At 65.0% G+C, this 21,216-nt stretch carries 27 protein-coding genes and 1 tRNA gene; 15 read left to right on the top strand and 13 right to left on the bottom strand.

Annotated features, from left to right (window positions below; genetic code table 11):
• The first annotated feature begins 16 nt into the window (after positions 1 to 16).
• The 4 genes from J2W22_RS12175 to arsC are packed head-to-tail and all read left to right on the top strand — an operon-like array spanning position 17 to position 1,873.
• Entirely contained in the window at positions 17 to 463 is a 447-nt protein-coding gene (locus J2W22_RS12175) for an ArsI/CadI family heavy metal resistance metalloenzyme (RefSeq protein ID WP_307118518.1), read from the top strand.
• Positions 463 to 804 carry an ArsR/SmtB family transcription factor gene (locus J2W22_RS12170; RefSeq protein ID WP_307118517.1) on the top strand — a complete coding sequence of 114 codons (342 nt, stop codon included), beginning with the start codon at positions 463 to 465 and terminating at the stop codon, positions 802 to 804. The genes J2W22_RS12175 and J2W22_RS12170 overlap by 1 nt, the downstream gene beginning before the upstream one ends.
• Positions 801 to 1,460 carry an MIP/aquaporin family protein gene (locus J2W22_RS12165; protein ID WP_307118516.1) on the top strand — a complete coding sequence of 220 codons (660 nt, stop codon included), beginning with the start codon at positions 801 to 803 and terminating at the stop codon, positions 1,458 to 1,460. The genes J2W22_RS12170 and J2W22_RS12165 overlap by 4 nt, the downstream gene beginning before the upstream one ends.
• Complete coding sequence (gene arsC / locus J2W22_RS12160; protein ID WP_307118515.1) at positions 1,457 to 1,873, top strand: arsenate reductase (glutaredoxin); 417 nt, start codon at positions 1,457 to 1,459, stop codon at positions 1,871 to 1,873. The genes J2W22_RS12165 and arsC overlap by 4 nt, the downstream gene beginning before the upstream one ends.
• Before the next feature lie 18 nt (positions 1,874 to 1,891).
• On the opposite strand, the gene J2W22_RS12155 is transcribed toward arsC, so the two are convergent.
• Positions 1,892 to 2,473, bottom strand: coding sequence for a DUF308 domain-containing protein (locus J2W22_RS12155; RefSeq protein WP_307118514.1), 582 nt, complete (start codon positions 2,471 to 2,473; stop codon positions 1,892 to 1,894).
• Positions 2,474 to 2,567: 94 nt separating this feature from the next.
• Here J2W22_RS12155 and J2W22_RS12150 point away from each other — a divergent pair, with 94 nt between their 5' ends.
• Positions 2,568 to 3,146 (top strand): TetR/AcrR family transcriptional regulator, encoded by a 579-nt coding sequence (locus J2W22_RS12150; RefSeq protein ID WP_307118513.1) that lies wholly within the window; start codon positions 2,568 to 2,570, stop codon positions 3,144 to 3,146.
• A 146-nt stretch (positions 3,147 to 3,292) separates the two neighbouring features.
• Here the strand turns inward: J2W22_RS12150 and J2W22_RS12145 are convergent, their stop codons facing one another.
• From J2W22_RS12145 to J2W22_RS12135, 3 genes are all read right to left on the bottom strand, one after another.
• Positions 3,293 to 4,306, bottom strand: a complete 1,014-nt coding sequence (locus J2W22_RS12145) for an inorganic phosphate transporter (RefSeq protein ID WP_307118512.1) — start codon at positions 4,304 to 4,306, stop codon at positions 3,293 to 3,295.
• Positions 4,307 to 4,321: 15 nt separating this feature from the next.
• Positions 4,322 to 5,422, bottom strand: coding sequence for a DUF47 family protein (locus J2W22_RS12140; RefSeq protein WP_307118511.1), 1,101 nt, complete (start codon positions 5,420 to 5,422; stop codon positions 4,322 to 4,324).
• Positions 5,423 to 5,547: 125 nt separating this feature from the next.
• Positions 5,548 to 5,624: transfer RNA gene (locus J2W22_RS12135), tRNA-Arg, on the bottom strand.
• Between the two features lie 295 nt (positions 5,625 to 5,919).
• Here J2W22_RS12135 and J2W22_RS12130 point away from each other — a divergent pair.
• From J2W22_RS12130 to J2W22_RS12120, 3 genes are all read left to right on the top strand, one after another.
• Positions 5,920 to 6,069 (top strand): hypothetical protein, encoded by a 150-nt coding sequence (locus tag J2W22_RS12130; RefSeq protein WP_307118510.1) that lies wholly within the window; start codon positions 5,920 to 5,922, stop codon positions 6,067 to 6,069.
• Positions 6,070 to 6,134: 65 nt separating this feature from the next.
• Positions 6,135 to 10,406: an RHS repeat domain-containing protein gene (locus J2W22_RS12125; RefSeq protein ID WP_307118509.1), complete on the top strand. Its 4,272-nt coding sequence runs from the start codon at positions 6,135 to 6,137 to the stop codon at positions 10,404 to 10,406.
• Positions 10,403 to 10,759, top strand: coding sequence for a hypothetical protein (locus tag J2W22_RS12120; RefSeq protein WP_307118508.1), 357 nt, complete (start codon positions 10,403 to 10,405; stop codon positions 10,757 to 10,759). The genes J2W22_RS12125 and J2W22_RS12120 overlap by 4 nt, the downstream gene beginning before the upstream one ends.
• Before the next feature lie 35 nt (positions 10,760 to 10,794).
• Here J2W22_RS12120 and J2W22_RS12115 read toward each other — a convergent pair whose 3' ends face one another.
• The 4 genes from J2W22_RS12115 to J2W22_RS12100 all read right to left on the bottom strand — a co-directional run bounded on the left by J2W22_RS12115 (position 10,795) and on the right by J2W22_RS12100 (position 12,996).
• Positions 10,795 to 11,349, bottom strand: coding sequence for a hypothetical protein (locus J2W22_RS12115; protein ID WP_307118507.1), 555 nt, complete (start codon positions 11,347 to 11,349; stop codon positions 10,795 to 10,797).
• Between the two features lie 106 nt (positions 11,350 to 11,455).
• Positions 11,456 to 11,917, bottom strand: coding sequence for a DUF1178 family protein (locus tag J2W22_RS12110; protein ID WP_307118506.1), 462 nt, complete (start codon positions 11,915 to 11,917; stop codon positions 11,456 to 11,458).
• Between the two features lie 16 nt (positions 11,918 to 11,933).
• Entirely contained in the window at positions 11,934 to 12,191 is a 258-nt protein-coding gene (grxC, locus tag J2W22_RS12105) for a glutaredoxin 3 (protein ID WP_307118505.1), read from the bottom strand.
• A gap of 34 nt (positions 12,192 to 12,225) precedes the next feature.
• Positions 12,226 to 12,996 (bottom strand): ComF family protein, encoded by a 771-nt coding sequence (locus J2W22_RS12100; RefSeq protein ID WP_307119573.1) that lies wholly within the window; start codon positions 12,994 to 12,996, stop codon positions 12,226 to 12,228.
• A gap of 42 nt (positions 12,997 to 13,038) precedes the next feature.
• On the opposite strand from J2W22_RS12100, the gene J2W22_RS12095 reads away from it, so the two are divergent.
• The 4 genes from J2W22_RS12095 to J2W22_RS12080 all read left to right on the top strand — a co-directional run bounded on the left by J2W22_RS12095 (position 13,039) and on the right by J2W22_RS12080 (position 15,814).
• Positions 13,039 to 13,884: a methyltransferase domain-containing protein gene (locus J2W22_RS12095; RefSeq protein ID WP_307118504.1), complete on the top strand. Its 846-nt coding sequence runs from the start codon at positions 13,039 to 13,041 to the stop codon at positions 13,882 to 13,884.
• Positions 13,885 to 14,183: 299 nt separating this feature from the next.
• Entirely contained in the window at positions 14,184 to 15,113 is a 930-nt protein-coding gene (locus tag J2W22_RS12090) for a hypothetical protein (RefSeq protein WP_307118503.1), read from the top strand.
• Positions 15,110 to 15,448 (top strand): hypothetical protein, encoded by a 339-nt coding sequence (locus J2W22_RS12085; RefSeq protein ID WP_307118502.1) that lies wholly within the window; start codon positions 15,110 to 15,112, stop codon positions 15,446 to 15,448. The genes J2W22_RS12090 and J2W22_RS12085 overlap by 4 nt, the downstream gene beginning before the upstream one ends.
• A gap of 108 nt (positions 15,449 to 15,556) precedes the next feature.
• Complete coding sequence (locus J2W22_RS12080) at positions 15,557 to 15,814, top strand: hypothetical protein (protein WP_307118501.1); 258 nt, start codon at positions 15,557 to 15,559, stop codon at positions 15,812 to 15,814.
• 22 nt (positions 15,815 to 15,836) lie between these two features.
• Here the strand turns inward: J2W22_RS12080 and J2W22_RS12075 are convergent, their stop codons facing one another.
• A complete protein-coding gene (locus J2W22_RS12075) occupies positions 15,837 to 16,244 on the bottom strand; it encodes a (deoxy)nucleoside triphosphate pyrophosphohydrolase (RefSeq protein WP_307118500.1) in 408 nt (135 codons plus the stop codon).
• A gap of 61 nt (positions 16,245 to 16,305) precedes the next feature.
• Here J2W22_RS12075 and J2W22_RS12070 point away from each other — a divergent pair, with 61 nt between their 5' ends.
• From J2W22_RS12070 to J2W22_RS12060, 3 genes are all read left to right on the top strand, one after another.
• Positions 16,306 to 16,497: a Flp family type IVb pilin gene (locus J2W22_RS12070; protein WP_307119572.1), complete on the top strand. Its 192-nt coding sequence runs from the start codon at positions 16,306 to 16,308 to the stop codon at positions 16,495 to 16,497.
• Positions 16,498 to 16,629: 132 nt separating this feature from the next.
• Positions 16,630 to 16,797 (top strand): Flp family type IVb pilin, encoded by a 168-nt coding sequence (locus J2W22_RS12065; RefSeq protein ID WP_444875416.1) that lies wholly within the window; start codon positions 16,630 to 16,632, stop codon positions 16,795 to 16,797.
• Positions 16,798 to 16,970: 173 nt separating this feature from the next.
• Positions 16,971 to 17,123, top strand: a complete 153-nt coding sequence (locus J2W22_RS12060; protein WP_307118499.1) for a hypothetical protein — start codon at positions 16,971 to 16,973, stop codon at positions 17,121 to 17,123.
• Between the two features lie 60 nt (positions 17,124 to 17,183).
• On the opposite strand, the gene J2W22_RS12055 is transcribed toward J2W22_RS12060, so the two are convergent.
• The 4 genes from J2W22_RS12055 to J2W22_RS12040 form a co-directional block, all read right to left on the bottom strand.
• Positions 17,184 to 18,131, bottom strand: coding sequence for an acetyl-CoA carboxylase carboxyltransferase subunit alpha (locus tag J2W22_RS12055; RefSeq protein WP_307118498.1), 948 nt, complete (start codon positions 18,129 to 18,131; stop codon positions 17,184 to 17,186).
• Positions 18,132 to 18,313: 182 nt separating this feature from the next.
• Positions 18,314 to 19,249, bottom strand: a complete 936-nt coding sequence (locus tag J2W22_RS12050; RefSeq protein WP_307118497.1) for a tyrosine-type recombinase/integrase — start codon at positions 19,247 to 19,249, stop codon at positions 18,314 to 18,316.
• A complete protein-coding gene (locus tag J2W22_RS12045; protein ID WP_307118496.1) occupies positions 19,246 to 21,063 on the bottom strand; it encodes a hypothetical protein in 1,818 nt (605 codons plus the stop codon). Before J2W22_RS12045 ends, J2W22_RS12050 begins: the two co-directional genes overlap by 4 nt.
• Positions 21,044 to 21,181: a hypothetical protein gene (locus J2W22_RS12040; RefSeq protein WP_183994400.1), complete on the bottom strand. Its 138-nt coding sequence runs from the start codon at positions 21,179 to 21,181 to the stop codon at positions 21,044 to 21,046. Before J2W22_RS12040 ends, J2W22_RS12045 begins: the two co-directional genes overlap by 20 nt.
• Positions 21,182 to 21,216 lie beyond the last annotated feature (35 nt).

The raw sequence follows: 21,216 nt of genomic DNA, 5'->3' as shown, positions 1-21,216 counted from the left end.
AGCAAGGAGGTCCGGGATGAAGCGGCTACATCTTCACATCAGCGTCCCCTCGATCGAGGATGCCATCGCCTTCTACAGCACGCTCTTCGACGCGCCGCCCGTGGTGGTGAAGGACGATTACGCGAAATGGATGCTGGACGATCCGCGCGTGAACCTGGCCATCTCCTCGCGCGCCCGCGCCACCGGTATCGACCATGTCGGCGTGCAGGTGGACAATGTGGGCGACCTCACCGCGCTTGCGACGCGATTGAAGGCGGCCGGGTCGGCGACGTTCGACCAGGACGCCACGACCTGCTGCTATGCGCGATCGGACAAGTCCTGGGTGACCGACACGGCGGGCGTCCGCTGGGAAACCTTCTTCACCCATGGCGATTCGACCGCCTATGGCGAGGACGAAGTGCTGCCCGAGCCCAGCGCCGGCGCCTGCTGCCCCACTCCCGCGCCCGCCAAGGCGTGCTGCTGATGCAGATTCCGGCTGCCGTCGAGGCGCTGTCCGCCCTCGCCCATGGCCATCGGCTCGCCGTTTTCCGCCTGCTGGTGCGAGCGGGTGCAGACGGCGTGCCGGCCGGCGAGATCGCGCGGGAGATCGGCGTATTGCCCAATACGCTTTCGACGCACCTCACCATCCTGGGCCATGCCGGACTGATCCGATCGCGGCGCGAAGGCCGCTCGGTCCGCTACTCCGCCGATTATGACGGCATGCGCGACCTGCTCGGCTTCCTCGTCGCCGATTGCTGCGCGGGACAACCGGAAATCTGCGCGCCGCTCGCCGAGATCGCGCAGGGCTGCTGCCCGCAGCCATGATGCGCCGCCTCGTCGCCGAGACCATGGGATCGGCGCTCCTGCTCGCCATCGTCGTGGGATCCGGCATCATGGGCGAGCGCCTCGCCGCCGGAAACGACGCGATTGCCCTGCTCGGCAACACGATCGCGACCGGCGCGGGGCTGGTCGTGCTGATCCACATGTTCGGTCCGGTATCCGGCGCGCATTTCAACCCGGCGGTGACCCTGGCCTTCTGGATGCGCGGCGAGATCGAGCGCCCCGCCGCGATCCGCTATGCTGGCGCGCAGTTCCTTGGCGCGGTGACCGGCATATGGGCCGCGCATCTCATGTTCGCCGAGACGCTGCTGCAGGTCTCGACCAAATTGCGCGACGGGCCGTCCCAGGGCTTCGCGGAGTTCGTCGCGACCTTCGGCCTGATCGGGACGATATTGGGCACGCAGCGATCCCGCCCCGAATTCACGCCCGTCGCGGTCGGCCTGTACATTACCGCCGCCTATTGGTTCACTGCCTCGACCTCCTTCGCCAATCCGGCGGCGACGGTGGCGCGCAGCCTTTCCAATACCTTTGCCGGCATCGCACCGGCCTCCGTCCCGCTCTTCATCGCCGGGCAGATCGCCGGCACCGTCACGGCCGTCGCGTTCTTCGGCTGGCTGTTCAGCAAGGAAGCCTCGGAATGACCGACGATTTTCCGATCACCATCTATCACAATCCGGACTGCGGAACCTCGCGCAACGCGCTGGCAATTATCGAAGCCGCCGGTTACGCGCCCACCATCGTCGAATATCGCAAGGCGGGATGGACACGCGCGCTGCTGCAGGAGCTGCTGGCTGCGCTGGGCGTCGCCCCCCGCGACCTGTTGCGCGAGAAGGGCACGCCCGCAGCGGAGCTGGGCCTGCTCGATCCCGCAACGCCGGACGCGGAGATCGTCGAGGCGATGCTGGCGCATCCGATCCTGGTGAACCGCCCCATCGTGGTGACGCCGAAGGGGGCGAAGCTGTGCCGCCCGTCCGAGGTGGTGCTGTCGCTGCTCGAGCGCCAGCCGGAGCAGTTCACCAAGGAAGATGGCGAGGTCGTCCGGCTCACGCCCTGACGCCTCGCCCCTTTCGGCTTAGCCCTTGCGGCTGAAGGTCAGCCAGAGCGTCGAGACCAGGAAATAGAAGGCGCCGAATGCGGCATAGGGCGCGATGTCGGTGATGCCCGGCAAATGCGATCCCAGCGAGCGCGAGATGAAGAAGCCGCCGGCCAGCGCCGATTGCGCGCCGCTCAGCACCATTGCCCATTGCGCGCCGTAAGCCTTCCAGCGCCGCACCCCGGTGCCGAGCTGGAGCAGGCCGGCGAAGATCGCCCAGCCGCCATAGATGGCGAGGACTGCGTGCATGTCGCCGATCCGCACGGCGACCGCCAGCGCGGTGGCGAGGCTGACCAGGGTGTTGAGCGCCTGGGTGCGGTTGCGCGCCAGCCCGCCGCTGCCGGCCGCGTCGATCAGGTTCGCGAACGCGTCCCAGGCCGGATAGACGATCAGGAGCAGCGCGGCGACCCAGCCGAGATCCTTGCCGACGGTGAAGGCGGCAGCCACCCACACCGCCGAGACGAGCGCGCGCAGCAGATAATAGTTGCGGAGCCGGATGGCCTCGCCCGCGGAAACCTGCGGCGCGGCGGTGGCGGCACCCTGCTCGATGACATGGGACATTTGCGAATCCTTCAATCTACCTTCCAGTTGGTAGGCTGGTAGCCCCTTGCCGCGCACGCCGCAAGCGAATACCTACCTATTGGAAGGTAGGAAAATGACACGAAGCACGGCCGAGCAGATCATCGACCAGGCGCGGCACCTGATCATGACGCGCGGGTATAACGGGTTCAGCTATGCCGACATCGCCGAGGCGATCGGCATCCGAAAGGCGAGCATCCATCACCATTTCGCCGGCAAGAGCGACCTGGCCAAGGCGGTGGTGGACCATTCGCGCTCGCTGATCCACGCACAGGTGGAGGCGCTGGCCCAGGCCGAGCCCGATGCTAGCGCGCAGCTGCGCGCCTATGCGCTCTATTGGGAGCGCTGCATCCTCGACAACAGCGCGCCCTTCTGCGTCGCCGCGATGCTCGCCGCCGAGCTGCCAAGCCTGCCCGAGGATGTCGCGGTGTCGGTGCGCGCGCATTTCGCCGAGCTGACGAGCTGGCTGGCGCAATTGCTCGCGCTGGGCGTGCGCCAGGGCAGCGTGACGCTGGTCCGCTCACCAGCGGAAGAGGCGGACGCGTTCATGTCGGCGGTCTATGGCGCGATGCTGTCCGCCCGCGCATTCGGCGAGCCGGCCCGGTTCGGCGTGATCACCGAGACGCTGCTGTCGCGCACGCTCGCGCTGCATTGAGGCGGAGGGCGCCCTGCCCTCTGCATCGCCCCGGAAAAGCTTTCCTTCGTCATCCCCGCGAAGGCGGGGATCCAGAGCCACAAGGGACATCGCTCTGCCACCCTGGATCCCCGCCTTCGCGGGGATGACGGTCTAGTTGGTGCAAATCAGAACAACAGGGTCAATGCGTAGAACAAGGCCCCCACCGCCGCCGAGGCGGGGATGGTGATGATCCAGGCGGTGATGACGTTGCCCGCCACGCCCCAGCGCACCGCCGAGGCGCGCCGCGCCGTGCCCGCGCCGATCACCGCGCCGGTGATGGTATGGGTGGTCGAGACCGGGATGCCGAGCGCCGAGGCGGTGAACAGCACGATCGAGCCGGCCAGCGAGGCGCTGAAGCCCTGGTGCTGCGAGAGCTTGGTGATGCGGCTGCCCATCGTCTCGATGATCTTCCAGCCGCCGCTCAGCGTGCCCAAGGCGATCGCGATGTAGCAGGAGATCGCCACCCAGTGCGGCACGTGGAACTCGCCGTGCAGATAGCCGGTCGAATAGAGCAGCACGGTGATGATCCCCATCGTCTTCTGCGCATCGTTGAGGCCGTGGCTCAGCGAATAGGCGCCCGAGGAGATCAGGTGCAGGGTGCGGAAGCTGCGCTCGGCGGTGCGCGAATTGGCGCGCATGAACAGCCAGGAGGTGACCAGCATCACCAGCATCGCCAGGATCATGCCGATCGTCGGGGAAAGCACGATGGCGATCAGCGTCTTGTTGAGGCCGGTCCATTTCACGCCGGTGAGCCCGGCATGCGCGACGCCCGATCCGATCATTCCGCCGACGAGCGCGTGGCTGGACGAGGACGGAATGCCCTTGAGCCAGGTGACGACGTTCCAGAACATCGCGCCGATCAGCGCGCCGAACACGACCGCGGGGGTGACGAAGTTCTTGTCGATCAGCCCCTGGCCGATCGTGTCCGCCACCTTGTGCAGCGCCGGGAAGGCGATGGTGAGGAAATAGGCGGCGAAGTTGAACACCGCCGCGAAGGCGACGGCGTGGACCGGCTTGAGCAGCCGCGTCGCCACCACGGTGGCGATCGAGTTGGCGGCGTCATGCAGGCCGTTGAGGAAATCGAACGCCAGCGCGACGATGATCAGGCCGATGAGCAGCGGGAGGGCGAGTTCGTGCATCGCTCTGGGCCTCGATCAGGCGTGGTCGATGACGATGCCATCGATCTCGTTCGCGACATCCTCGAACGCATCGACGATCCGCTCGAGATGCTTGTAGATCTCGCGCTGGACCGAGAAGCTGAGCGCGTCGACCGGGCCGAGCTCCTTGAAGGCGCGCTTCAGGCCGTCGCGGTGGATCTCGTCGGCATGGCTTTCCATGCGGACCAGCCGCTCGGTGAGCTCGTGCAGGCGCGCGGCGTTGCGGCCGACGTCGCGCAGCAGCGGCATCGCCTCGACGACGAGGCGCGAGGCATCGACGATGATCGCCACCATGTCCTGCATCTCGCGCTCGAACTTGGCGACCTCGTACAGGTCGATCGCCTGGACGGCGGCCTGCATCTCGTCGATCGCATCGTCCATCGAGCCGATCAGCGAGGTGATCGCGCCGCGGTCGAACGGCGTCAGGAAGGTCTCGCGCACGGTGCGCAGCATCTCGCGGATGATCTCGTCGGCATCATGCTCGCGCTCGATCACTTCGAGGACATGGTCGCGGTTGCCGTCCTGCACCAGGCGGGACAGCGCCTCGGCGCCCGCCGCGACGGTGACTGCATGCGCCTCGAACAATTCGAAGAAATTGCCCGTCTTGGGCAGGAGGCGCTGGAACCAGGCGAACATGGATTTCACTTTCGATTTTTCGGCGACAGCGGCGAGGATGCCGATGCGCTGGGTGGCTGCCTTGAACTCGGACGGGCCGAAGGAACGGATGAGGTCGCGCAAATCCTCCTCGTCGACCGCGTCGGCGGCCTCGGCGAGGCTGAACCAGCGGCGCTCACGCTGCGACTGCTCCTTCCACGACGACAGCTCGGCGCTGACCGCGAGGGGAAAGACCTCGACATCGAACATCAGCGAGGCGCCGTTGGGGCGCTTCTTGCGATAGCGATAGGTGCCGAGCGGCGTCGGGCAGACGAGGCCGAGCACGCCCGCCTCCTCCTTCGCCTCGAGCGCGGCGGCGCTGTGCAGGGTGATGCCGCTGGGCGGATTGCCCTTGGGAATCACCCATCGGCCCGTCTCGCGCGAGGTCACCAGCAGGACGCGCACGGGCGCATCGATCGTGGTGCCCTCGGTACGATAGGGCAAGGCGGCAATCTGGCGAATGGCAACGGCTCCGTCGGGACAGGGGTGCGCGTTACAGGTTTATGACATGCAGCCGCAAGGGCGCTGATCGCGAAATGCGGCGCGATGGCGGGCGGGATGGCCTAAAATGGTGCCCCCGGCGAGATTCGAACTCACGACCTGCGGTTTAGGAAACCGTCGCTCTATCCTGCTGAGCTACGGAGGCACTCGGTGGAAGCCCTAGGTTTCCGCGCCTTTCCGGTCAATCGCGAACAAGCGAAGCGGCAAGCCCGCATCCCTTCGCGGTTTATTTGAACCATTCCGATCTTCACCCGAGTCTGGACATGATTGAGAAACAAATTGGAATAATCATCTCTTCGATCTTCCGACCCCCTGCCCGTTGGTCGCAGCCGGGGAAGGTCAAAGGGGGACCAGTGCGTTATCTGAAACAATTGGCTTTACCCGCCGCAGCCATTGTCCTTGGCCTGGCTGCGCTCTCGGCAACGGCGTCTCCGCCCGTGATGAACGAGACCGTGAACTACAGCTATGATGTGCACGGCAGGCTCGTGAAGGTCGAGCATTCGGGAAGCGTCAACAACAATGTTGTCGCCAACTACAGCTACGACAAGGCGGACAACCGGGTGAACGTCAACGTGACGGGCGCTCCCTAAGCACCGTCGCTTCCGGCCCCACCCGGGCCCCTTCCCCATTTCCTCGGTTCATCCGGAGATTCCCGATGCGCACCTCTTCGACGCGCGCCGCCCTGTTGCGCGCCCTCATCACCGCCACCTCCGTCGCCGCCCTGTCCGTTCCTGCGGCGCATGCCCAGCTGCTGCTTGGAAACAAGGAGCGCCAGGCGCCGGACGAAAACGGCGTGGACGTGATCAGCGGCAAGATGAACGCGCCGGTCGTGTCGATCACGGCCGGCCGTCCGGGAGAAGGCGGGCTGACCTATGCATCGGGCTGGGCCGGCGGCGAATATTATGACGCCTTCACCGTGCAGTTCACCTTGTCGGGCTCCAACATCAACATGGTGCTCTTCGGCAATCTGAAGCGCTTCACGCCGAACGCCTCCATCGCGAACCGGTGGGAGTCCACCGACGGCGACGGCTCCTTCTTCACCTTCGACAGCGCAACCAACATCTACAAATATACCGGACGCGACGGCACCGAGATGGTGTTCTCGAAGGCACTCGGAAATACGATTCCCACCGTCACGGCGCGGGTCAGCACGATCACCAAGCCCGATGGCGAGATCCTGACCTATTCCTGGCTGCGCAACAACGGGCGCTTCCAGTGCGACCCCCAGCTCAATTGCGTCCAGGTCCTGGGCGCCGGACGCGTGCAGGGCATCACGAGCAACCTCGGCTACACGCTCAAGGCCACCTACGCGAGCAACACCTGGAACACCAACGGCACGCCGAACGACGACTGGACGCGCCTGATCAAGGTGACGGCGATCAACAACACGGTCGACAGCTGCGACCCCGCAGCCAATGCGTGCGCCTCCCTCACCCAGTCCTGGCCCGAGCTGACGCTCGGCACGACGACCAGCGGCGGGATCCAGACTAGCACCATCATCGATCGCCTGTCGAACACCACGACCATCACCTCGGGCGCATCGGGCGTGATCAGCGTGCAGCGGCCGGGCGTGACCAACCCGGATTTCTCGGTGTCCTATGACGGCAACGGCCGGGTAATGACGCTGAGCCGTGGCGGCGGCAGCTGGGGATATACCTATTCCGACAGCGGCTCGCAGCGCACCACCGTGGTGACCCAGCCGCTGGGCGGATCGAAGACCTATGTCTCGGACCTCAACATCAAGCGGGTGCTCTCCTTCACCAACGAGCTCGGTCGCACCACCAGCTATACCTATGACGCAGCCGGGCTCGGCCGCGTCGAGCGCGTCACGATGCCCGAGGGCAACTATACCCAGCTGACCTATGACGGACGCGGCAACGTCACCCAGACGGTACAGGTCGCGAAGTCGGGGTCCGGCCTTGCCAACCTCACCAGCTCCGCCAGCTATGATGCGACCTGCAGCAACCCGAAGACCTGCAACCAGCCCAATTCGACCACGGACATTCGCGGCGGGGTCACCGACTATACCTATGACGCGACCCATGGCGGCCTGCTGACCGCCACCGCCCCGGCGCCGACTTCGGGCGCGCCCCGTCCCCAAGTGCGCAACAGCTACACGGCGCTGACGGCCTATTACAAGAACACCGCCGGCACGCTCACCGCGGCGCCGAGCGCGGTCTATCGCCAGACCGGCAGCTCGACCTGCCAGACCGGTTCCACCTGTGCCGGCACCGCCGACGAGGTCCTGACCACGGTCACCTATGGCACGCCGGGCGTGGCCAACAACCTGCTCGCCACATCGGTCTCGCAAGGCGCCGGCAACGGCTCGCTGACCGCGACCAGCGCGGTGACCTATGACGTTTTCGGCAATGTCGAGACCGTGGACGGCCCGCTGCCGGGCAGCGCGGACACGACGCGCTATCGCTATGATGCGGAGCAGCAGCTCGTCGGCGTGATTTCGCCGGATCCCGACGGCGCCGGCGCATTGCCCAACCGCGCGGTGCGCTATGTCTATTCGGCCGATGGCCAGACCTCCAGTGTCCAGCTGGGCACGGTCAACGGCCAGACGGATGCCGCCTGGGCTGCCTTCTCCCCGAGCCAGTCGACCTCGACTACCTTCGATGTCTATGGAAGGCCCACCCAGGAGGATGTGCACGGCGGCCCCGCCCGCCGCGCCGTGACCCAATATTCCTACGACATCGCCGGGCGCCTCGACTGCACCGCCATCCGCATGAACGCCGCGAACCTGGCGTCGAATCCCGCGTCCGCCTGCACGCCGGCAACCATGACCGCCGACGGGCCCGATCGGATCACCAAGAACAATTACGACTATGCCGGGCAGGTCACGAGCGTGCAGAGCGGCTATGGCACCACGGGTGTCGCCACGGATGTGGCTGCCACCTATACCAATAATGGCCAGGTCGAGACGGTCACCGACGGGGAGTCCAACCGGACGACCTATCAATATGACGGTTTCGACCGGCTGGTGAAGACCCGCTACCCGGTCGCGACCAAGGGCGCGGCGACCAGCTCGACCACCGACTATGAGGAACTGGTCTACAACGCGCAGGGCGACCTCACCCAGCGCCGCCTGCGGGGCTATGCGGCGGACAGCACCCAGGTCGTGCAGTTCGGCTATGACGGCCTCGCCCGCCTGGTTTCCGAGGACGCGCCGGGCAGCGACGCGGACCAGGGATACAGCTACGACCTGCTCGGGCGCCTGACCCAGGCGACGCGATCGGGCGGGTTCAACACGAGCTTCACCTATGACGCGCTGGGCCGCCGGACCCAGGACGCGCAGCCCTATGGCACGATGAACTACCAATATGACCTGGCCGGACGCCGGACCAGGGCGACCTGGCCGGACAGCTTCTACGTCACCTACGACTATTCGGCGACGGGCGAGGTGAACGCGATCCGCGAGAATGGCGGGACGGCGCTGGTGACCTACACCTATGACTCGCTCGGCCGGCGCAACACGCTGTCGCGCGGCAACGGCACCTCGACCACCTATGGCTATGACAATATCTCGAGGCTGACCTCGCTGACCCTGGCGGGCTCAAGCGCCAACGTCACGCTTGGTTATATCTATAACGCCGCGAACCAGATCACTTCGACGACGCGCTCGAACGACGCCTATGCATGGAATGGCGCGACCAATGTCAATCGCGGGCACGTATCCAACGGCCTGAACCAGTATAACAGCGCCGGCAGCACCGCCTTCACCTATGACGCCCGCGGCAACCTCGCGACGTCGGGTGGGTCGAGCTACAGCTATTGGCCGGACAACCTGATGAAGACCGCCCCAGGCGGCGTGTCGTTCAACTATGACGCGCTGGGCCGCCTGGCGCAGTATGGCGTGAGCGGTGCGACGCGCATGTATTATGACGGCGTGCAACTCGCGGCGGAGGTTAACGCCTCGGGAGTGCTGCAGAAGCGCTACATCTTTGGCCCTGCAGCCGATGAACCCTTGGTTGAATATGACTCTGCCGGTAGCAAGACTTGGCTGACCTCCGACGAGCGTGGTTCGATCATTGCGCGGACCAATGGGACAGGCGCAACCAGTATCAATACCTATGATGAATTTGGAATACCGGGAATCAATAATACCGGAAGATTCCAATACACTGGCCAGACTTGGCTTAGTGATGTTGGAGCATATAATTACAAATCCCGAACATATTCACCAACTCTTGGAAGATTTTTTCAATCTGATCCCATAGGATATGAATATGGGATGAATTGGTACAATTACGTTGGCAATGATCCCATAAACTTTTTTGATTTTTTTGGCTTACAGGATGCAACCATCGTTGCAACCGTTGTCAAATGCCCACCAAGAACGACTCGCAGAGTCACCGCCGAGGGCACACCTTATCAGCACTATTATTGTCAGCCCGATGCCCGCCGGAGCCCCTTTGCCTCTTTGGGCAGCACGGGCGGCGGTGGCAGAGGGCCTGGGAAGGGAGCTAGCGCACCCGAGGAGCCTCAAAAAACTGAAGTCTCCGACCCCTGCTGGGATGTAGTCCGACAGCCTGGAGAAATCGAAACGGGGAGCGTAAATGCATCGATGGCGGTTGCGCTCGGGTTAAATGGAAGTGTGGGCTTCTTTAAGAATCTTAGATCCGGAGATACGGGCTATTTCGTAACCGGGGGCTTCAGCGCAGGTGTCGACGTCGGCGTAGCCCCTGCCTATGGACGATATTCTTCATTGGCAGCTTTTGTAGGGTGGGCTGATGGCGTCAGTATCTCCCTCCCAAACCAGGGCAACTTCGGTGGTCCATCTGGTTCGGTTAGCGTTGGCTTGGATGGAAATATTACGGGCGGAAGTGCTTCGGCATCGGTCGGGCCCGTCTGGCTGAAAGGAGGCTTTTCAGCGACATTCAGCGATACTACGATCTTTTGGTGCAAAAGAGGTCGGAGATGATCAGGGTCGTCGCTGCGATTGCCTCCCCATGGCTCCTAGTCAGCTGCTCCCCTACCGCCCTGGACAGTAGCAACATTCAAGGTATCTATGCATCAAAAGGATGCCCAAATATAAGAATTAAAACCGACAAGATCATAGCCGGAGACGAAGAGGTCAAATATAAATATATCCGCATTAAACTTCAGCCCACAATATATGCCGAAAAAGATATAAGAATTTCATCTCACGGTGATTGTAAAGTTCAGATCATGGATCAGCCGATATATATATTTGTCCTTGACAGCAATAACATACCATCATTTGACATCCCCGATATGGATTCAAAGTATATTGTTAGATACAGGAAGATTTAGCGTACCAGTTTCAATCATTGAGGGCACCCCACCCCTCAAGGCCGCCAGGTAACCGAATTGAAGAAGCGCTCCTTCGGCCAGCTCTTGTCCTTCTCGAAATGGCGGACCGAGACCGACAGCCATTTGTTGCCGACATACATGTTGCGCGAGGTCTCGATCTGGTTCCCGTCCGAGCCGAAGCCGCTATAGGTGTAGACCAGCTCGGTGCCGCGCATGCCGGGCAGCGGCATCTCGGACGGCTTGAGCGCGCGCTGGCTGACGAAGGTCTTGCCCACCGCCGCATCGCCGCCGCCCTTCGCCTCGGCAATGTCCCCGGCGATCTTCGCGTCGACGTCGAACGGCTGGTCGGCGATCACCACCTGGAGGAAATAGAAGGACCGGAAGTCGCCGTTCGCGTCGCGGCCGGTATGGTTGAGCTGGATCACCCGGCTCTTGATCGCCTCGTTGCGGACATCGACGCGCTCGGGCTCGCCGGGCAGTTCGGCGGAGAGATTGGTCGGCTGCGTGTAGCGCTGCCAGCTCTGCTGCATCGGCACGGCGGAGGCCGAGAGCAGCGCGGCGACGGGCAGGATCAGGTGCAACGGCGTCATGGATGGTCCCCTCTTCATCCCCGGACCCGCAATGACGCGTATCCGGCTGGCGCATGATTACGCTGCCGGAATGTCCGCGCAATGAACGTAAGTTAGGGGTGGCTGCTCAGTTGCACGCCTCGGGCGGCACCACCGGCAGGGGCAGCGGCGCGACGGGTACGCCTTCCTCGATCAGCGCCTTTGCCTCGGCCGCGCTGGTCTGGCCATGGATCGGGGCGGCGGGCGCCTCGCCCAGGTGCATCGCCCGTGCCTTGTCGGCAAAGCCGGTGCCGACCCATTGCGAGCCCTCCAGCGCCCGGGCCTGGGCGGCGGCGAGCGCGGCGATGGCGGCCTTGATCGCTTCCGGCGGAACCGGTGCGTCGCCCGAAGCAGCAGGGGTCGCCACGGCTGGGGCCTGGTTGCCCTTCGCCCCGACATTCGGCGCCATCACCGCCTTCTCCACCTCGGCGCTGCCGCACATCGGGCAGGCGACCAGCCCGGCCGCACGCTGGCCTTCCCAGGCCGCGCTCGATCCGAACCATGCCTCGAAGACATGGCCCTGGCCGCATTTGAGGTCGAAGACGATCATCGCACCGGACCCGCCCTCAGGCGGCGAGCAGCGGATCGAGCCCGCCGCGGGCATCGAGCGCCGCGAGATCGTCGGACCCGCCGATATGCTTGCCGGCGATGAAGACCTGGGGAACCGTGGTGCGGCCATGCGCACGGTCGATCATCTCGGCGCGGCGCGGGCCGCCCATCGAGATGTCGATCTCCTCATATTCGGCGTGCTTGCCGTCGAGCAGCGCCTTGGCGCGGTAGCAATAGGGGCAGAACGCCTTGGTGTAGATTTCGATCTTGGGCATTGCAGCGTACACCTGTGGTCGCCCGGGTCGCTTGTCAATCCGGGCTTTCCTCGCTGTCCAGAACGCGCGCCCAGCACAGAAGGATCACTTTCGCCGCCCCGCCCCGCTTGAGCAGCCGCGCGCAGGCATCCCCGGTCGCGCCGCTGGTATGGACGTCGTCGACCAGCACCACCGTCCGCCCCGCCAGTCTCTCCCGCCCACCCGGCGCCAGCGCGAAGGCGCCCGCCACCGCCCTGGCCCGCGCTCGCGCGCCGAGCCCGCGCAGCACCGGCGTCGCCTTCACCCGGCGCAGCAGCTCCGCCTCGAGCGGCACGCCGTGCGCCCGCGACAGCGCCGCGCCGATCAGCACCGACTGGTTGAACCCGCGCGACCACAGCCGCCAGCGATACAGCGGCACCGGCACCAGCAGCTCCGCCTCCGCCGGCATCAGCCGCGCCATCGCCCGCGCCATCGTCTCGGCACAGGCGAGCCGCCCGGCATATTTGAGCTTGAGCGCCACCCCGCGCGCCACTTCGCCATAGGCCACCGCGGCGCGGATCCCGTCATGCGGCGGCGGCGCGGCGATGCAGGCGGCGCAGCACGCGCCCTCCCCCCGGTCATGCCCGAACGGCACATGGCAGGCCGCGCACCAGGGCGGGCCGAGGAACGCCAGGCTCCCCCAGCAGGCGGCGCAGAAGCGATGGTCGGCGGGCGTGATCGCGCCGCAGCCCGGGCAGCGCGGCGGCAGCGCCAGGTCGGCGATTCGCCCGAGCGGCCGGGCAACCGGCCATGCCAGCGGACGCGCAAGGGGCAGATTCCACGCCATCCCCGCCTTGTCCCCGGCGGCACGCGGGCGCACAAGCGCGCCATGCCCCAGAATGGACCGAGTGATTCCGCCGAGATCTTCGACCGCGCGCTGCGCCGCAAGCGTCGCGACCGCGCCGCCCGCCGCTACGAGGGCTTTGTCCGCGAGCACATGCTCGAGGGGATCCACGACCGGCTGGTCGGCGTGAAGCGCGACTTCCGCGACGTGCTCGACCTGGGCAGCTTCGGCGGCGGCTTCGACCTGCCCGGCACCGCCATCACCCGGATCGACGCGGGCGCGGCCTTCGCGGCGCAGGCCGGCGGCGTCCATGCCGACGAGGACCGCCACCCCTTCCCCGAGGCGAGCTTTGACCTGGTGGTGAGCATCGGCGTGCTCGACCAGGTCAACGACGTGCCGGGCGCCCTCGCCCTGGCCCGCCGCGCGCTGCGCCCCGACGGGCTGTTCCTCGGCGCCTTCCTCGGCGCGGGCACGCTGGCGACCCTGCGCAGCGTGTTCCTCAAGGCCGAGGGCGAGCGCCCGGTGGCGCGCTTCCACCCCCAGATCGACGTGCGCGCCGCCGGCGACCTGCTCAGCCGCGCCGGCTTCGCGCTGCCGGTGGCCGATGTCGATCCGCTGACCGTGCGCTATTCGAGCATCTTCTCGCTGCTGAGCGACCTGCGCGGCATGGCGGCGACCAACCTGCTGCCGGGCACCCCGCCCCTGACCCGCGGCACCCTGGCCCGGGCAGCGGAGGGCTTTGCCGAGCGCGCCGACCCGGACGGCAAGACCGCCGAGCGCTTCGAGATCGTCTACCTGACGGGGTGGGCACCGGACGAGTCGCAGCCCCGGCCGGCGCGGCGCGGGAGCGCTACGGTGTCGCTGGCGGAGGCTTTGCGGGGGAAGCAGTGAAGACCAGTCGCGACTTTCCGCACGAGATCTAGCTCCGGTTCGGAGCGAACTGCACTTGTATTGTTGGAAAATGTTCTTGAAATGTTCCCGTCGCATTGACGAAGGGCGACGCAATGAACACTCCAACGAAGGATCGACGGACGGCGTTTTCGGTTTGGCTACGGACCGGGCGATGGCCGCGCGCCGAAGTCGCCCAAAGCGTCGAGGTAAAGTTCAATCCGTGGCACGATCCTCGGAACGGGCAATTCACATTTGCGCCTGGAGGCCCTCGTCAAGCGGGCAAGGCCGCAAGAGTAAATTTGGATCGCGCATTCACCACATATAGCGCGACCAATAACACTAAACCCGAATCTGACGCGGCCGGTGCGACCGCAGAAAATACCCACATTAGCAGGACTATCGAATTAACTGCGACGAGCAGCCACCAATTTATTGGCAAGGGAGGACCATCTCGCGGTGGTGGTGGGCGCGGGAGTAACATACGCGCATTCTACGACCCAATGACGATTCAGCAGATTTTCCCAGGAATCTGGAATAAGCCTGGAGGTGCGATCATCGCCGTTGCCGATAACTTCTTCAACCTTCTCGGGCCAGGCCAGCAAGTAACGACCGAACTAGCTGGAAGGTGGCTAAATACTTATATATCCCAGATAAAATCCCTTGATCCAAATTATCAATTCCAAGATTCTGGGCTAGCAACTACTTTCGAAGGCCAGATTTATCAATTAAACTTCCTTAGAATGAAACGCGCCGAAACATATCTACGCATAAAAGGTGACCCCAGGCCCCTCCAAGTAGAAACATTACGCTTTATGCAGGAGCGAGCTGATCGTGCTTATAACCAAGGAATGAGACTATTACAGGCAGGCAAATTACCGCGCCAACTTTCTTCTCAAGAGGCTCTCGGAAATTATGTCGATCGGGAAGTGCGCGAGGCATTGCGGGAACGTTATAACGTTCTGGGTATCAATTGGAATGGCAAGGGACCTGTCCGCGTAAATTCGCGGGAATACGATAATTCCGGCACCGATCGAACCTACCGCATTCCCGATGTCAGAATCTATGATCTTGTCATCGACACCAGTCTGACCGCAAAAGGCCCAGCAACCCCTCAGGTGAAAGGTTTCTTTGCAACTGATTTTCGCCCAACATTAGTAATCATCCTTCGACCAAGCCAACTTGGCCGAGGGCATACCTATGCAATCCCTCGCATGGAGAACAAAAGATGAACAATTCTAATTTGGAGAATGCCTCTGACCTCTATGTTCCCGGAACCCTAGGTGAAATTTATGATCTACTGGGGTCAATGGTACTTTCGGCTCCCACATTCACCGACCCATCTTTTCCGAATCGAGATCTTAATAACCGATTCCTGCAACTAACATTGGGATTCGACGCTGTGAGAACAAAAATTGGCGAAGACCACTACAACGTCCTCACCAACCTCTCCCTACGAGCCAAAGTTCTTTTTGAACATGACCAAAATGATTCGAATGGAAAAACAGACGAAGGCCGAACGATACTTTTTCAGATTGAAGAGCTTATCGGAAAGTTATTAATATAAATAATTAAATTCAATAATATATTTACATCTTTAATTTAATATCTTTATAATTATTAATGAAGTTTCGCATAATTAAATACATGTTAATATTTAAGAAAGGTCACGGCCATGATGATCGATCAAATCGCACGGGTTCTGGCCAACGTCAGCCTTGCACTAGACTACTCCGGAGATAGCATAGACTCGGATGAAATTGTAAGGATTCAAGAGATCATGGGCGCGGATATGCAGGCCCTGGACCCAGAAACGCGCAAAATGCTGAGCGATGCTTTCCGCAGGATTGCCCCGGAATACGATGGGGATTTCCGCAAAGCCGTGGAGAGCATGCCTGAAGACTTCGGTCTTGAAGACGAAGACCTGGACTAGCTCCCAGCCGGTACAATTCTCGTCACCCCACCCCCACCAGCGCCTCCACCAGCGGCACATCCGCCGGCGGCATCGGCAGGTCGCGCATCGCGGCCGGGGTCACCCAGCGCAGTTCGGTCGCGTGATGGGCCTGGGGTTCGCCCTGCCAGGCGCGCAGCGTGTAGAGCAGGAGCAGCAGGTGGCGGCCGGCCAGGGGCTCGCTGGCAAAGGCGATCGGCCTCAGGTCTTCACCGCTAAGGGTTATTCCCAGTTCCTCGTGCAGCTCGCGCGCCAGGGCGGATTCGGGGCTTTCGCCGGGCTCGATCTTGCCGCCGGGGAACTCCCACAGCCCCGCCATCGGCTTGCCCGGCGGGCGCTGCTGGAGGAGCACGCGGCCCTCCCCGTCGATCAGTGCGGCAGCGACCACGAGCAACATGTCAGACGCATCCATCAGCTTTTCGTTAAGCCTCTTTGGCTAAATTCAGGGCACCATTGGAGAAGAAGTGCCCGAGATGCGAGCCTTTGTACGAGCGATCCGTGAAGTGATGCACGACCGCCGCGCCGCGACCGCGGTGGAATATGGCTTCATCCTCGCCCTCATCGTCATCGCGATGATGGTCAGCCTGATGAGCGTGGCCAACCAGACCACCAGCATGTGGGGCAACGTCACCAACAAGGTGCAGGCGGCCTCGACTCAGTCATGATTTGGTTACGGCGCCGTAACGCTCGCCCTTAGCCGTTTCTTTACTTCCAGATCGTAGTTTCGACTCGCCGAACCGGAGTCTTCCGGGGAGGCCGGGTGAATGAAGCTGTTTTTTGAACACTGGAGACCGGTTATGATCATGAAGATCCGCAACTTCCTGAAGAATTCCAAGGGCGCCACCGCGATCGAGTACGGCCTGATCGCCGCTCTGATCGCCGTCGCCGCGATTGCCGCCATGCAGGGCCTCGGCAACTCGCTGAAGTCGACCTTCACCAACGTTTCGTCGAGCATGAAGGTCTAAGACCTTCCGACGAAGCGAACGAGATCGGGCGGCGGGACAGGTTCCCGCCGCCCTTTTTCTTGCCTGGGCTCCCGGGATCGCCCCCCGGAAATCCACGACCTCGTATTTTTCCTGAACCGCGCCGGACCGCCCGCTTAAGCCGGCGTACAGACCTTGCGTCCTATAAGGACAGGATGAAGCAGCTATCCTCCAAGAAGGCGGTGACGCCGATCGAGATCGCGGTGGTCGCATTCCTCGCGCTTTGCGCGGTGCTCGCGGTCGTGCAGGGCCTGGGCATGCTCGGTGCGAGCATCGCCGCGTCCGAGCACAGCGCCCCGATCCGCTAAGCGCGGGCCCAGGGCTTTACGGCCGGGAAAGCGCCCTTCCGCGCGTTCCCCCGACTTCCTTCAGATACGCCCCATCGCCAGGAACTTGGCGCGGCGGGCCTGGCGCAGGCTCTCGGGCGACATGCCGTCGAGCTTCCGCAGCGATTCCTCGATCGCATCGCCCAGCGCATGGACCGCGGCGCCCTGGTCGCGGTGCGCGCCGCCCAGCGGCTCGCTCACGATCCGGTCGATCACCTTCAGTTCCTTGAGATGCTGCGCGGTGACCTTCATCGCCTCCGCCGCATCGGCCGCCTTGTCGGCGGTGCGCCACAGGATCGAGGCGCAGCCTTCGGGCGAGATCACCGAATAGACCGCATGCTCCATCATCAGCACGGTGTTGCCCGCCGCGAGCGCCACCGCGCCGCCCGAGCCGCCCTCGCCGAGGATCGAGGCGACCAGCGGCACGCCCAGGTTGAGGCATGCCTCGGTCGAGCGCGCGATCGCCTCGGCCTGGCCGCGCTCCTCGGCCTGCACGCCCGGGAAGGCGCCCGAGGTGTCGACCAAAGTGATCACCGGCAGGTTGAACTTGTTGGCGAGCTGCATCAGGCGGATCGCCTTGCGATAGCCCTCGGGCTTGCCCATGCCGAAGTTATGCTTGAGGCGGCTGGCGGTGTCGTCGCCCTTCTCATGGCCGATCACCATGACGCGGCGCCCGCGGAAACGGCCCAGGCCGCCCTGGATGGCGTTGTCGTCGGCAAAGGCGCGGTCGCCGCCCAGCGGCATGAACTCCTCGATCAGCCCGGCGACATAATGCTTGAAGTGCGGGCGCTCGGGATGGCGCGCGACCTGGGTCTTCTGCCAGGGCGTGAGCTTGGCATAGGTGTCGCGCAGGAGCTTTTCCGCCTTGGCCTGGAGCGGGGCGATCTCCGCGTCGATGTCGACGGCGCCGCCCTCGGCGGTCTGGCGCAGCTCGTCGATGCGGGTCTGAAGCTCGGCGATCGGCTTCTCGAAGTCGAGGAAAGTGGTCATCGGTGCGGGGGCTAACCTTGCCGTGGGGCTACGTCAACGAGCGGGTGGGTTCGGGCGATCCCGACTCCCCCCTTCGTCATCCCCGCGAAAGCGGGGACCCATCTCCCGAACCATCCCAAAATCGCTCCGGCGCGCTTGCCGATCGCGCAGGAGATGGGCCCCCGCTTTCGCGGGGGTGACGGTTACCGATGCTTCCCCAGCGCCTCGCCCAGCGGGTGCCGCTGGTTGACCAGCTCGACCAGGCGGCGGCTGTCCACATGCGTGTAGATCTCTGTCGTCGCGATATCGGCATGGCCCAGCATCGCCTGGAGCGTGCGCAGGTCGGCGCCGCCCTCGAGCAGGTGGGTGGCGAAGGCGTGGCGCAGCACGTGCGGGCTCACCCGGTCGGGCGGTATGCCCGCCTCCCCGGCCAGCGCGCGAACCAGCTGGTAGAGCCGCACACGCGAGAGATGCCCCTTGCCCGAGGGGAAGAGGAAGGGCCGCCCCGAATCGACATGCGCGCGCCAGGCGGAGACGGCGGCGCGCGCGCGGTCCGAGATCGGCACCAGCCGCTCGCGCCCGCCCTTGCCCTTGAGGATCAGGTAAGGCCGGTCGGGTGCCACGGCGTTGCGGGGCAGCGAGACCAGCTCGGTCGCGCGCAGGCCCGAGCCATAAAGCAGCTCGATCAGCGCCTGGAGCCGCAAGTCATTGGGATCGGCCGGCACCCGCGCGATCCGGTCGGCAATCGCCGCGAACATCCGGTCGACATCCTCGACGCTGAGCACCTTGGGCAGCGCGCGGGCCGTGCCGGGGCGCGGCAGGGCGGCGCTGGGATCGTCGGCGCGCAGTTTCTCGTCGGCAAGAAAGGCGAAGAAGCGCCGCAGCGCCGCCGACTTGCGCGCGACGGTGGCGCGCGACAGCGCCTGCCATTCGCCGCCCAGCCGCTCCAGCTCCGACCGCCCCGCCCCGCCGAGCCCGCCGCCAAGGAACTCGGAGGCAAGGCGCAGGTCGGTCTGATAGGCGGCGATGGTGTTGGCGGCGGCACCCGCCTCCGCCCGCATCATCTCGAGGAAGCGCTCGATCAGCGCGCGGTCGTCGCCCGCCGAGCCCTGCGAGGCACTACCGCCAAGCGCGCTCAAGCCGACCGCGTGACCGCCTCCACGGCGATCATCCGCGCATAGCTGGTCATCCCCGCCGCGCGCATCGCCGCCACGATGTGGAACAGCGCCTCGGGCGCGACATTGTCCCAGACGCGCGACTGCATGCCGACCGCGGCGAGCAGCGCGACCATGCCCGAATCGCCGCGCCGGCCGGCCGCGTCGATCGCGCGGGTCCAGTCGTTCTGTGCGCCGATCGCCACGTTCAGCGCCTGGGCACCGCGCTGCGCATCGCTCGATTCGAAGCGGCCGAGCCCGGCGAGCCCGGCAAAGGCGAGCTGCGCGCGGCGCTGGCCGGCAGCATCCTTGAACGCGTCGAAATCGCCGTATGCCACCGGCCCCTGCGCCACCGGATCGCCGAGCGCGAGCAGCGCCCAGCCGACGCTGCCGCGCGGCACCACGTTGCGCCATTCCATCGCCTTGGCCTCGTAGCCGGCGGAGAGCATCGAGGCGATCAGCTTCTCGGGCTCCTCGATCTTGGCATCGGCCGGGATCCAGGAGGCGGCGCGCGCGGTGAGGATAAGCCGGGCATATTGGGTGCGCGGCGTCGTCGCCTCGCTCCACAGCGTCTGGATCGCCTTGAGCCGGTCGGAAACCTGGACATCGACATAGGCGGTGCGCAGGTCGCGGGCGACGCCGCCCTCGGTGCTGTTCGCGTCCTCGCTCTCGGCGATCTCGCTGTAGAGGTCGACCAGTCCGGCGCTGGAGAAGACCCCGGCAGTGGCGGCGAGCTCGGCGGCGGCGGCGCGGGCGCGCGGCGTCAGCTGCGGGGCGAGCGCCTGCCAGTAGCGGACCTGCGGGCCGGCGGTGTTGTAGAGCGACGCCGGCACTTCCTGTCCGGTCGCGGTGGCCAGGCCCCAGCGCCACGCATTCAGCCGGCTGATCCCGCTCCATTCGAGCGTGACCGCGCGGCGGCCCTGCGCGCCGGTGCCGAGCACCTTCTCGGCCAGCAGATTGTCGATGTCGCTGGCGGGCGTGCCGCCGCGCGCCTGGTCGAGCAGCTGGCCCGCCTCGTTGGGCTTGCCGGCCAGTCCCGCGCACATCGCCCGGGCGAGCGCCCAGCCACGCTGGTGGACATATTGGTTGCCGCGCTCGGCGATCCCGCACAGCCCGCCCGGATCGGCCGAGGCGAGCGAGGACTGCATCGCCACCTGGAGCAGGCGCGTGGTGTAATTGTCGACGTCGATATCGTTGATCACCGCGCGGGCGGCATTGGCCTCGCCCATGCGCAGCAGCAGCCAGGCGCGCTCGGCGGCGAAATCGGCACCGTTGATGTGCTTCGGCGTGTCGAGCGGCGACATCAGCGCGCGGCGCAGCGCGATCGACACCCAGCGCGAGGCGACCGGGGCGCTCAGCCTCTGCATCAGCACGCCGAGGGTGCGGCCATCGGTGGCACCGAACGCCTTGGCCGGGAACGGCGCATTGCCCGCGGCGAGCACGCCGGTGCGATTCAGCGAGTGCTTGGCGAAATCGGGCAGCTCGTAGCGCGACAGGTCGACCGGGCCGGTGGGCAGGGTCTCTTCGGCCGAAGCGGTGTTCGAGAGCGCGGAGTCGCCGCCCAGCACCGGCACGCTGGGGATCGGCACGGCACCGGGCGCCGGGCTCGATGCAGGCGCGGTCGCAGCCGGCGCGGGCGCGGGACGCGGCGCGGGGGCCGGCGTCTGCTCGGGCTGGTCGAAGCCCGGCGGCAGCAGCGATTCGGGCTTGTCCTGCTGCCCCAGCGCGGGCACCGCCGCCCCGGCGAGCAGCAGCGCGCCAAGGGCGAGGTGGCGACCCTTACTTCGCGAGATTTTCAAGCGGGACCACCTTCTCCATGCGCACCGGCTCCTTCTTCGTCTCGCGGCCCGCGAGGAAGAACAGGCCGCCGACCAGGACGACGAGAATGACGATCAACGCAACGATCAAGCGGGACATGAAAACCGGTCCGGAAATTGTGAGTTCGCGGGCCT

The sequence above is a fragment of the Sphingomonas kyeonggiensis genome (genome assembly GCF_030812785.1).
GTDB lineage: Bacteria > Pseudomonadota > Alphaproteobacteria > Sphingomonadales > Sphingomonadaceae > Sphingomonas > Sphingomonas kyeonggiensis_B.
This window is presented reverse-complemented; position numbering and strand designations above follow the sequence as displayed.

What these genes read in the sequence shown, in the direction of transcription:
- J2W22_RS12175 (WP_307118518.1), top strand. Translation starts at nt 17, where the DNA reads ATGAAGCGGCTACATCTTCACATCAGCGTCCCCTCGATCGAGGATGCC.
- J2W22_RS12170 (WP_307118517.1), top strand. Translation starts at nt 463, where the DNA reads ATGCAGATTCCGGCTGCCGTCGAGGCGCTGTCCGCCCTCGCCCATGGC.
- J2W22_RS12165 (WP_307118516.1), top strand. Translation starts at nt 801, where the DNA reads ATGATGCGCCGCCTCGTCGCCGAGACCATGGGATCGGCGCTCCTGCTC.
- arsC (WP_307118515.1), top strand. Translation starts at nt 1,457, where the DNA reads ATGACCGACGATTTTCCGATCACCATCTATCACAATCCGGACTGCGGA.
- J2W22_RS12155 (WP_307118514.1), bottom strand. Translation starts at nt 2,473, where the DNA reads ATGTCCCATGTCATCGAGCAGGGTGCCGCCACCGCCGCGCCGCAGGTT.
- J2W22_RS12150 (WP_307118513.1), top strand. Translation starts at nt 2,568, where the DNA reads ATGACACGAAGCACGGCCGAGCAGATCATCGACCAGGCGCGGCACCTG.
- J2W22_RS12145 (WP_307118512.1), bottom strand. Translation starts at nt 4,306, where the DNA reads ATGCACGAACTCGCCCTCCCGCTGCTCATCGGCCTGATCATCGTCGCG.
- J2W22_RS12130 (WP_307118510.1), top strand. Translation starts at nt 5,920, where the DNA reads ATGAACGAGACCGTGAACTACAGCTATGATGTGCACGGCAGGCTCGTG.
- J2W22_RS12125 (WP_307118509.1), top strand. Translation starts at nt 6,135, where the DNA reads ATGCGCACCTCTTCGACGCGCGCCGCCCTGTTGCGCGCCCTCATCACC.
- J2W22_RS12120 (WP_307118508.1), top strand. Translation starts at nt 10,403, where the DNA reads ATGATCAGGGTCGTCGCTGCGATTGCCTCCCCATGGCTCCTAGTCAGC.
- J2W22_RS12115 (WP_307118507.1), bottom strand. Translation starts at nt 11,349, where the DNA reads ATGACGCCGTTGCACCTGATCCTGCCCGTCGCCGCGCTGCTCTCGGCC.
- J2W22_RS12110 (WP_307118506.1), bottom strand. Translation starts at nt 11,917, where the DNA reads ATGATCGTCTTCGACCTCAAATGCGGCCAGGGCCATGTCTTCGAGGCA.
- grxC (WP_307118505.1), bottom strand. Translation starts at nt 12,191, where the DNA reads ATGCCCAAGATCGAAATCTACACCAAGGCGTTCTGCCCCTATTGCTAC.
- J2W22_RS12100 (WP_307119573.1), bottom strand. Translation starts at nt 12,996, where the DNA reads ATGGCGTGGAATCTGCCCCTTGCGCGTCCGCTGGCATGGCCGGTTGCC.
- J2W22_RS12095 (WP_307118504.1), top strand. Translation starts at nt 13,039, where the DNA reads ATGCCCCAGAATGGACCGAGTGATTCCGCCGAGATCTTCGACCGCGCG.
- J2W22_RS12085 (WP_307118502.1), top strand. Translation starts at nt 15,110, where the DNA reads ATGAACAATTCTAATTTGGAGAATGCCTCTGACCTCTATGTTCCCGGA.
- J2W22_RS12080 (WP_307118501.1), top strand. Translation starts at nt 15,557, where the DNA reads ATGATGATCGATCAAATCGCACGGGTTCTGGCCAACGTCAGCCTTGCA.
- J2W22_RS12075 (WP_307118500.1), bottom strand. Translation starts at nt 16,244, where the DNA reads ATGGATGCGTCTGACATGTTGCTCGTGGTCGCTGCCGCACTGATCGAC.
- J2W22_RS12070 (WP_307119572.1), top strand. Translation starts at nt 16,306, where the DNA reads ATGCGAGCCTTTGTACGAGCGATCCGTGAAGTGATGCACGACCGCCGC.
- J2W22_RS12065 (WP_444875416.1), top strand. Translation starts at nt 16,630, where the DNA reads ATGATCATGAAGATCCGCAACTTCCTGAAGAATTCCAAGGGCGCCACC.
- J2W22_RS12060 (WP_307118499.1), top strand. Translation starts at nt 16,971, where the DNA reads ATGAAGCAGCTATCCTCCAAGAAGGCGGTGACGCCGATCGAGATCGCG.
- J2W22_RS12055 (WP_307118498.1), bottom strand. Translation starts at nt 18,131, where the DNA reads ATGACCACTTTCCTCGACTTCGAGAAGCCGATCGCCGAGCTTCAGACC.
- J2W22_RS12040 (WP_183994400.1), bottom strand. Translation starts at nt 21,181, where the DNA reads ATGTCCCGCTTGATCGTTGCGTTGATCGTCATTCTCGTCGTCCTGGTC.